Here is a 9,474-nt window from a genome sequence, read left to right on the forward strand (position 1 = left end):
ACGGATCGCGGCGCGGCCACGTGTGCGCCACGTGTGCGCCGCGCGGGCGCCGCCTGGGCGGGCCTGCCGGCGGCAGGCCCCGTCTCATGAAGATCATGCATTCACGGCGCATTGTTCCATCGAAGGTGTGGTTCTTCGTATCGGTAATTGCCTCGCCATTCCGCTTCGACCTAACGTTCGTCCGAAAGCCGCGACGGGGAAGCGTGCCCCGTCGGGCGGCTGAGAGGAAGGGAGAGGGAATGCCGGCCGAGGTGAAACACCAGAAGTTCACCATGCTCTTCGACTGGTTCGACCAGGGTGGCGACGGCGTGCTCACGCATGACGATTTCCAGGCGATGGGAGACCTCTTCGGCGCACTGGCCGCGGAGGACGACCGGGAGAACGCCTCGGCGATGCGGAACGCGTTCGAGGAGTGGTGGCGGGTGCTGCTCGCGCACGGTGACGCGAACGGGGACGGGAGGATCGACCGCCAGGAGTTCCACGACGTCATGGAGGCCAACGTCACGGCTCCGGAGCACTTCGAGAAGGCGGTGCTGACGATCGCGGACGCTCTGATGCGCGCGCTGGACACCAACGGTGACGGAGTGCTGAGCAAGGACGAGTACGTGCGCATGTACAGCGCGCTGGGAATCCCGCCCGTGCACTCGGAGGACGCGTTCCGGCGACTCGACCGCGACGGCAACGGAGTCCTCAGCCACGAGGAATTCCGGATGGCCATCACCGAGTTCTATCTGAGCGGCGACGAGAACGCGCCGGGGAACTGGCTGCTCGGCCCCATCGGGTAGGCGGACGGAATTCCACGAAGAGGTGATCCGGCCGGGGGAGTGGCTGCTCCCGCCGACCGGATCACCTCGGTGCTCAGTGCTCAGTGCTCAGTGCTCAGTGTTCGGAGTTCAGTGCGGGCGCGGTCAGAAGACGAGCTTCCAGCCGTCGACGCGGCCCGAGTCGCCGCGGTACATGTCCTGCACCCGGAGCCGCCAGGTGCCGTTGGCGAGCTGGGCGGAGGCGTCCACCGTGTAGGTCTCGACGACGTCGGTCGCCGAGTCGCCGATGTTGCTCTTCTTCAGCGGGAACACCGCGCCGTCCGGGCCGATCAGGTCGATGGCCAGGTCGCCGCGCCAGGTGTGCTTGATGTCCACGCCGACCTTGAGGTCGCTCGGCGCCCGGCCGGGGAGCCGGTCGACGACGATGTCCGAGAAGACCGCCGGGCCTCCGTCCGGGATCGGCAGCGGGGTGGCGTTCGCGAAGATCCCCGGGGAGACCTTCCAGGTGAACGTCGTCGAGGTGCTGCTGTGGTGGGAGGCCTTGGCGGTGACGGTGACCGTGTAGGTGCCGGCGACGGTCGGGGTGCCGGTGACGCGGCCGGTGACCGGGTGGAGCTTCACGCCGTCGGGGAGTCCGGTCGCGTGGAAGGTGACGGCGCCGGGGTTGAAGTTGGTGGCCGTGACCTGGAGCTCGGCGGGGGCGCCGACCTCGGTGATCTGGCCGGCGACGGTGTTCAGCAGGATGCCGTCGACGACGCGCGGGCCGACGTTGATGGCCGCCCAGGCGTTGGCGGTGTTCAGGTAGGTCGTGCTGGTCTGTCCGTACAGGTCGGCGGCGGCCCGCAGGGTGGCGGTGCGGGCGCCCGCGTAGTCGGTCGACGAGGTCATGTAGGTGGTGAGCGCCCGGTACCAGATCTTGGCGGCGGCGTCCCGGCCGATGCCGGTCACCGGCAGGCCGTCGGAGGTCGGGGAGTCGTAGGCCACGCCGTTGACGGTCTTGGCGCCGCTGCCCTCGGAGGCCAGGTAGAACCAGTGGTTGGCCGGGCCGGAGGAGTAGTGTACGTCGACGGAGCCGACGTCGGGCGACCAGTAGTCCCTGGAGCGGCCGTCCTTGGAGGGCTTGTCCATGTAGCGCAGCGGGGTGCCGTCGCCCCTGATGTCGATCTTCTCGCCGACCAGGTAGTCACCCCGGTCCTCGGGGTTGTCGGCCCAGAACTCGATGGCGGCGGCCATGATGTCGGAGGTGGCCTCGTTCAGGCCGCCGGACTCGCCGCTGTAGATCAGCTTCGCGGTGGCGCCGGTGACGCCGTGGGTCATCTCGTGGGCGCCGACGTCGATGGAGGTCAGCGGCTTGACGTTGCCCGCGCCGTCGCCGTAGGTCATGCAGAAGCAGCTGTCGGACCAGAACGCGTTGACGTAGTTCTTGCCGTAGTGGACCCGGCTGTAGGCGCCGACACCGTCGTCCTTGATGCCGTCGCGGCCGTGGACGTTCTTGTAGTAGTCCCAGGTGAGTTGGGCGCCGTAGGCGGCGTCCACGGCGGCGGTCTGCCGGTTGGCGACGGTGCCGTCGCCCCAGGTGTCGGTCGGGTTGGTGAACAGCTTCCTGGTGGAGGTGGTGCCGTTCAGGTCGTAGGTGCTGTGGCCGCCGCGGGTGGTGTCGGTCATCGCGAAGCCGTCGGCGGACGCCGTGGTGCCGATGGTGACCTGGCCCGAGTACTTGCTGGTGCCGATGCCGGTCTCGACGCCCTCGTACTCGAGGATCTTCTTGCCGGTGTTCGCGTCGGTGATGACGTGCAGCTCGGACGGAGTGCCGTCCTCCTGGGTGCCGGTGACCACCGTCTCCCAGGCCAGCCGCGGGGTGCCGGACGCGGCCCAGACCACCTTGCGGGCGTTGTCGGCGGCCGGCTCCGCGACCTTCGCGTTCCCGGCGCTGTCGAGCGCGAGGCCCTTCGCCGACTCGGCGCTCTCCTTGGCGGTGGTGTCGACGGCGATGTCCGCCTCGGTCGCCTTGGTGACGCCCTTCGCGGAGCCGTCCGCGGCGGTGTGGACGACGAGGTCGCCGCCGAGCACCGGGAGTCCGTCGAAGGTCCGCTCGTAGCGGGTGTGCAGGGTGCCGTCGGCGTCCTTGGTGACGCCCTTGACGATCAGCGCCTCCTTGGACCCCAGGTTCAGCGACCTGGCGGTCTCCGCCAGTGAGGCGTCCGCCGAGGCCAGCAGCGCGCCGCGCTGCTCCGGCGACAGCTGCGCCGGCAGCGCGCCGGCGATGGCCCGGACCTCGGCGGGGGACTGGACGGGGGCCTCGTCGGCGGCGGCGACGCCGGACGTCAGAGTGGCCGCGACCATCGCCGCGCCGGCTATCAACGCGCCCGCGGCGGTGGACTTTCGGAAGGATCGAGTCACACTGAACTCCTTCTGCGACGGCCGCGAGGGTGCGGCCGGAGTCAGCCGGGCGGCCGAGGGTGGTGCCGCCCGGTAGAGCTGGTGGTTCGAGTGGGGGGACAGCCTCCGTGAGATCGCCGCAGCGGGTGGTGCGCGTGCGGCTGCAAGGGCCGCTGCGGCGATGGGACGGTACAGTGCCAGCTTTGTCGGTGACGCGTCACCCGCATCGCGGCAAGTTGGCCGAAATGCTTCGCCGCAGACGTAATGTCGAGGTAATCGACCGTCAGAAGACGGGTAATACGGGCGGGAATCGGACGGGAGCCGGGGGTGCGGTCCGTTGTCCCCCCTCCGGGCGGGCGGTCTTGGAGCGGGCCGATGGTCTCCCGCGCGGCGGACGCCCGTCGACGTCCACCGCGGCCCGGAGGGGAGGACTTCTCCCCCCTCCGCAAGATCTTCCGGTGCCGGGCGCGGAAATCCCTCCCCAGCAGTCCCAGGAGTGCGGGAATTTTGACATTCCTCTGATCTTCGGAGAGTCTTCTCGGCATGTCTCACCGTCACCCGATCGAGTGCGCCGCCATCGAGCTGGCGCTGATCGGCGTGGCCGCGCACTGCGTGTCCGACAACTTCTGTCGCTGAACCCGCCTGTCCCGACGCGTTGCGGTGATCGCCGCTTCGGGGCGTCGCCCTTCCCCGCGGGCGCGGTGCTGCTCACCCTTTCTTCCGAAGCCTCACTGTCGCCCGCCTTCCTCCGTACACCATCGGTAGCGAAAGGCTCCCTCTCCGATGTCTCGAACCACCCTCGCCCCCCGCCACCTCGCCGCGGCGACCGTCACCGTCGCGCTCGTCGTCGGACTGGCGGCGTGCGGACCGAAGGCCGACGGCGGTGGGAGTGCCGACAGCAAGGCGGCGCCGCAGCAGGGAGGCACCCTCACCGTCCTCAACCGGCTCCCCCAGGAGCAGTTCGACCCCGCACGGCTCTACACCTCCGGCGGCGGCAACGTCCCCTCGCTCGTCTTCCGCACCCTCACCACCCGCAACCGGGCCGACGGCGCGGCCGGCACCAAGGTGGTCCCGGACCTCGCCACCGACACCGGCACCCCGTCCGAGGGGGCGACGGTCTGGACGTTCCGGCTCAAGGACAACCTGAAGTTCGAGGACGGATCGCCGATCACCACCGCCGACATCAAGTACGGCATCGAGAGGTCATTCGCCCCCGAACTCTCCGGAGGCGCACCGTTCCTGAGGGACTGGTTGGTCGGCGCCGCCGACTACCAGGGCCCGTACAAGGACGGCCGCACCCTGGACGCCATCGAGACGCCGGACGAGAAGACCATCGTCTTCCGCCTCAACAAGCCCGAGGGCGACTTCCCGTACCTCGCGACCCAGACCCAGTTCGCACCCGTCCCGAAGGCCAAGGACACCGGGGCGAAGTACCAGGACCACCCGGTCTCCTCCGGCCCCTACCGGGTCGTCAAGAACGAGAACGACGGTGCCCACATCGTTCTCGAGCGCAACCCCAACTGGTCGGCGCAGACGGACGACCAGCGCAAGGCGTACCCCGACACCGTCGACGTGCAGTCCGGGCTCGACCCGGCGGTGATCAACCAGCGGCTCACCGCGGGCACCGGCGCCGACGCGGCCGCCGTCACCACCGACACCAACCTCGGCCCCTCCGAACTCGCCCAGGTGAAGGACGACAAGGCGCTCGCCGCCCGCGTCGGCACCGGCCACTTCGGGTTCGTCAACTACCTGGCGTTCAACCCCAAGGTCAAGCCCTTCGACGACCCGAAGGTCCGGCAGGCCGTCGCCTACGCGATCAACCGCACCTCGGTGGTCAACGCCACCGGCGGCTCCTCGCTCGCCGAGCCCGCCACCACCTTCCTGCCCAACCAGGAGACCTTCGGGTACACGCCGTCCGACCCGTTCCCGGCCGGCGCCACCGGCAACCCGGAGAAGGCCAGGGAACTGCTGAAGGAGGCCGGCTACCCGGACGGCCTGACCATCACCCTCACCCACTCCACCGACACCGGCAAGGCCTACGGCCCGGACGTGGCCACCGCCGTCCAGGACGGGCTGAAGGCGGCCGGGATCACCGTCCAGCTGGAGCCCCTGGACTCCAGCAGGTACTCCAAGACCGTCCACGGCGTCAGCACCGAGCCCGGCCTCTTCCTCACCGGCTGGGGCGCCGACTGGCCGTCCGGCGGCCCGTTCCTGGCGCCGATCTTCGACGGCCGGCAGATCGTCACCGACGGCTCCAACTTCAACTCCGCGCAGCTGAACGACCCTTCGGTGAACGACGAGATCGACCAGATCAACAAGATCACCGACCACGCCGAGGCCGCCAAGCGCTGGGGCGCCCTGGACAAGCGCATCGGCGAGCAGGCCCTGACCGTCCCGCTGTTCCACCCCGTGTACAAGCGGCTGTCCGGCAAGGACGTCCGCAACATCGTGATCAGCGACTGGACCGGCGTGCTGGACATCTCCCAGGTCGCGGTCAAGTAGCGGACGGCACGGACGGATCGAACAGACGGATCGAACGGACCATCATGGCTCCACAGGAACCCAGCGCCGGGGAGGCCCCCGCGGCCTCCCCGGCCCCCGGGGGACGGCAGGTGTGGCGGCGGCTGCTCGCGCGGCGCAGCGCCCTCGCCGCCGGCCTCGTCATCGTCCTGCTCGTCCTGATCGCTGCGGCGGCACCGCTGCTCAGCGCGCTCGAAGGACAGGACCCCACCAGCTTCCACAACGACCTGCTCGACTCGGCGGCCGGCGGCGTGCCCACCGGCTCCTTCGGCGGAGTCAGCGCCGAGCACTGGCTCGGCGTCGAACCCGGCACCGGGCGCGACGTCTTCGCCCGGCTCGTCCACGGCGCCCGGATCTCGCTGCTCGTCGCCCTCGGCGCCACCGTCGTCCAGGTCGCCCTCGGTGTCCTGCTCGGCCTCGCCGCGGGCCTCGGCAGCCGGGTGCTCGACCAGCTGATCGGCAACACCACCGAGGTGATGCTCGCCCTGCCCACGCTGGTCTTCGCCATCTCGCTGATGGCCGTCGTGCCCTCCGACTTCCCCCGCCCGCTCCTGCTGACCCTGGTCATCGGACTGCTGGGCTGGGCCGGCACCTCGCGGATCGTCCGGGCGCAGACGCTCTCCCTGCGGCAGCTCGACTACGTGGCCGCGGCCCGGCTGGCCGGCGCCTCCCGGTGGCGGATCGCCCGCCGGGAACTGCTGCCGTCGCTGGCCGCGCCGGTCATCACCTACGCGGCGGTGCTGTTGCCGGGCAACGTGGTCGCCGAGGCCGGGCTCTCCTTCCTCGGGGTGGGCGTCAAGCCGCCGACCTCGTCCTGGGGCCAGATGCTCTCCGGCGCGACCACCTGGTTCCGCGCGGACCCGACGTACGTGCTGCTGCCGTCGGCGCTGCTGTTCGTCACCGTGCTCGCCTTCACGGTGCTCGGCGACGCCGTGCGCGCCGAGCTCGACCCCCGGGCGGCCTCCCGGCTGCGGGTCGGGGCGCCGAGCGGCGCCGCGGGCCCGGCGGGCGCGGGGCCGTCCGGCACGGACACGTCGCCGTCCGGTGCCGACTCGTCGCCGTCCGGTGCCGACTCGTCGAACGCGGGCCACCCCGGCCCGTCGAACGCCACCGAGGGGGCGACCGCATGACCCGCTTCCTGCTCCGCAAGGCCCTCGGCATGCTCGGCGTGCTGCTCGCCCTCTCCGTGATCGTCTACGCGGTGTTCTACATCGCCCCCGGCGACCCGGCGCAGCTGGCCTGCGGTGAGAAGTGCAGCCCCGCCCAGGTCGCCCAGGTGCGCGAACGCCTCGGCCTGGACGCGCCCGTGTACCTCCAGTACGCCCACTTCCTCCAGGGCATCGTCGCCGGCCGCGACTTCAGCGCCGGCACCGGCGTGCTGCACTGCCCCGCCCCCTGCCTCGGCGTCTCCTACCGCAGCGGCGAGCAGGTCACCGACATGATCACCGCCCGGCTCCCGGTGACGGCCTCGCTGTCGCTCGGGGCGATGGTGCTCTGGCTGGTCCTCGGCGTCGGCACCGGGCTGCTGTCCACGCTGCGCCGCGGCCGGCTCGGCGAGCGCCTGCTCACCCTGCTGACGCTGGCCGGCAAGTCCGTACCGGTCTTCGTCCTCGGCCTGGTGCTGCTCATCGTCCTGTGCGCACAGCTCCAGTGGCTGCCGTTCCCGAGCTACGCACCGCTCACCGAGGACCCGGAACAGTGGTTCTGGGGCCTGCTGCTGCCCTGGATCTCCCTCGCCCTGATCGAGTCCGCCAAGTACGCCCGGCTGACCCGCTCGTCCATGCTGGAGACCCTCGCCGACGACCACATCCGGACCTTCCGGGCGTACGGCGTCAGCGAACGGCAGCTGGTGACCAGGCACGCGCTGCGCGGCGCGCTCACCCCGGTGATCGCGCTCACCGCCATGGACCTCGGGACGATGTTCGGGGGCGCGGTGCTGACCGAGTCGCTCTTCGGCCTCCCGGGGCTCGGCAAGCTGCTGGTCACCTCCGTGGGCCTGATCGACCTGCCGACCGTCGTCGGACTCACCCTCGTCACCGGGTTCTGCGTGGTCCTCGCCAATGTCGTCGCGGACGTGCTCTACGCGGTGACCGACCGAAGGGTGGTCCTGACGTGAGCACCGAACCTCTCGTCGACGTCCGGGACCTGGTCGTCGACTTCCCGGTCGGCGACGGCCACGTGCGCGCCGTCGACGGCGTCGGCTTCACCCTGGACGCCGGGCAGGCGCTCGGCATCGTCGGCGAGTCCGGCTCCGGGAAGAGCACCGTCGCCTACGCCCTGCTCGGCCTGCACCGCGGGACCGGCGCCCGGATCGGCGGCTCGGTCCGGGTCGCCGGGGTCGACGCCGTCACGGCGGAGGGCGCGGAACTGCGGCGCCTGCGCGGCGGACTGGCCGCCATGGTGTTCCAGGACCCGCTCTCCGCGCTCGACCCCTACTACGCGGTGGGAGACCAGATCGCCGAGGTGGTGCGGGTCCACCGCGACCTCTCCCGCCGGGCCGCCAGGGCCCGGGCCGTCGAGGTGCTCGACCGCGTCGGCATCCCCGACGCGGCGCGCCGCTCGCGCTCGCGCCCGCACGAGTTCAGCGGCGGCATGCGCCAGCGCGTGCTCATCGCGATGGCCCTCGCCTGCGAGCCGCGGCTGCTGGTCGCCGACGAGCCGACGACCGCGCTGGACGTCACCGTCCAGGCCCAGATCCTCGACCTGCTGCACGAGCTGCGCGCCGAGACCGGGGCCGGGCTGGTGCTCGTCACCCACGACCTGGGCGTGGTCGCCGGGAGCGTCGACCGGATGCTGGTGATGAAGGACGGCCGGGCGGTGGAGCACGGCCCGGTCGCCGAGGTGCTGGGCGCTCCGCGCGAGCCGTACACCCGCGCACTGCTGGCGGCGGTGCCCAGGGTGGACGCGCCGCAGGCCCCGGCCGTGCCCGACGCCCCGGGCGGGCCGGGCGGGCCGGACGCGGGCGAGGTGCTGCTCGAAGCCGTCGACCTGCGCCGGGAGTTCGCCGGCCGCGGCCGCCTCACCGGGCGCGGCGCCCCGGTGACCGCCGTCGACGGCGTCTCGCTCACCGTACGGGCGGGCGAGACACTGGGCGTCGTCGGCGAGTCCGGCTCCGGGAAGACCACCCTCGGGCGGATGCTCGTCCGGCTCCTGGAGCCGACCGGCGGCCGGCTCCACTACCGGGGCCGGGACATCGGGGCGCTCGGGGACAAGGAGCTGCGCCCGCTGCGCCGGGAGCTCCAGATGGTCTTCCAGGACCCGGTGTCCTCCCTCAACCCGCGTCGCACCATCGGCGAGTCCGTCGCCGACCCGCTGCGCATCGCCGGCGAGAACGACGAGCGCCGCATCCGCACCCGGGTCGGCGAACTGCTCGAACGGGTGGGGCTCGACCCCGACTGGTACCACCGCTACCCGCACGAGTTCTCCGGCGGGCAGCGGCAGCGGGTCGGCATCGCGCGGGCGCTGGCCCCCGAGCCGCGGCTGGTCGTCTGCGACGAACCGGTCTCCGCACTGGACGTCACCACCCAGGCCCAGGTGGTCGAGCTGCTCGGCGAGCTGCAGCGGGACCTCGGTCTCGCGCTGGTCTTCATCGCCCACGACCTCGCCGTCGTCCGGCAGGTCAGCGACCGGGTCGCGGTGATGCGCGCCGGGCGGATCGTGGAACACGGCGACGCCGCCACCGTGTACGACTCCCCCCAGCACCCCTACACCAAGGGCCTGCTGGCCGCCGTACCGGTGCTGGACCCGGCCGAGGCGGCCGCCCGCCGCCACGCCCGGCTGGCCGTCGGCGTCTGACCGGCACCCGGGCGGC

The 9,474-nt window shown here is 71.7% G+C and carries 7 protein-coding genes; 6 read left to right on the forward strand and 1 reads right to left on the reverse strand.

Annotated elements, in window-relative coordinates; all coding sequences use genetic code 11:
- Nucleotides 1–239: 239 nt before the first annotated feature.
- Nucleotides 240–785 carry an EF-hand domain-containing protein gene (locus tag ACFRMQ_RS32600; protein WP_380734344.1) on the forward strand — a complete coding sequence of 182 codons (546 nt, stop codon included), beginning with the start codon at nucleotides 240–242 and terminating at the stop codon, nucleotides 783–785.
- 123 nt (nucleotides 786–908) lie between these two features.
- On the opposite strand, the gene ACFRMQ_RS32605 is transcribed toward ACFRMQ_RS32600, so the two are convergent.
- Nucleotides 909–3,107, reverse strand: a complete 2,199-nt coding sequence (locus ACFRMQ_RS32605) for a M4 family metallopeptidase (RefSeq protein ID WP_380734350.1) — start codon at nucleotides 3,105–3,107, stop codon at nucleotides 909–911.
- A 579-nt stretch (nucleotides 3,108–3,686) separates the two neighbouring features.
- Here ACFRMQ_RS32605 and ACFRMQ_RS32610 point away from each other — a divergent pair.
- The 5 genes from ACFRMQ_RS32610 to ACFRMQ_RS32630 all read left to right on the forward strand — a co-directional run bounded on the left by ACFRMQ_RS32610 (nucleotide 3,687) and on the right by ACFRMQ_RS32630 (nucleotide 9,458).
- Entirely contained in the window at nucleotides 3,687–3,779 is a 93-nt protein-coding gene (locus tag ACFRMQ_RS32610) for an Ms4533A family Cys-rich leader peptide (protein WP_380734345.1), read from the forward strand.
- A 147-nt stretch (nucleotides 3,780–3,926) separates the two neighbouring features.
- Complete coding sequence (locus tag ACFRMQ_RS32615) at nucleotides 3,927–5,645, forward strand: ABC transporter substrate-binding protein (protein WP_380734346.1); 1,719 nt, start codon at nucleotides 3,927–3,929, stop codon at nucleotides 5,643–5,645.
- Between the two features lie 44 nt (nucleotides 5,646–5,689).
- Nucleotides 5,690–6,793 (forward strand): ABC transporter permease, encoded by a 1,104-nt coding sequence (locus ACFRMQ_RS32620; protein ID WP_380734347.1) that lies wholly within the window; start codon nucleotides 5,690–5,692, stop codon nucleotides 6,791–6,793.
- Nucleotides 6,790–7,779, forward strand: a complete 990-nt coding sequence (locus ACFRMQ_RS32625; RefSeq protein ID WP_380734348.1) for an ABC transporter permease — start codon at nucleotides 6,790–6,792, stop codon at nucleotides 7,777–7,779. Before ACFRMQ_RS32620 ends, ACFRMQ_RS32625 begins: the two co-directional genes overlap by 4 nt.
- Nucleotides 7,776–9,458, forward strand: a complete 1,683-nt coding sequence (locus ACFRMQ_RS32630) for an ABC transporter ATP-binding protein (protein ID WP_380734349.1) — start codon at nucleotides 7,776–7,778, stop codon at nucleotides 9,456–9,458. The genes ACFRMQ_RS32625 and ACFRMQ_RS32630 overlap by 4 nt, the downstream gene beginning before the upstream one ends.
- The last annotated feature ends 16 nt before the right edge of the window (nucleotides 9,459–9,474 follow it).

The organism is Kitasatospora sp. NPDC056783, assembly GCF_042789895.1.
Classification (GTDB): domain Bacteria; phylum Actinomycetota; class Actinomycetes; order Streptomycetales; family Streptomycetaceae; genus Kitasatospora.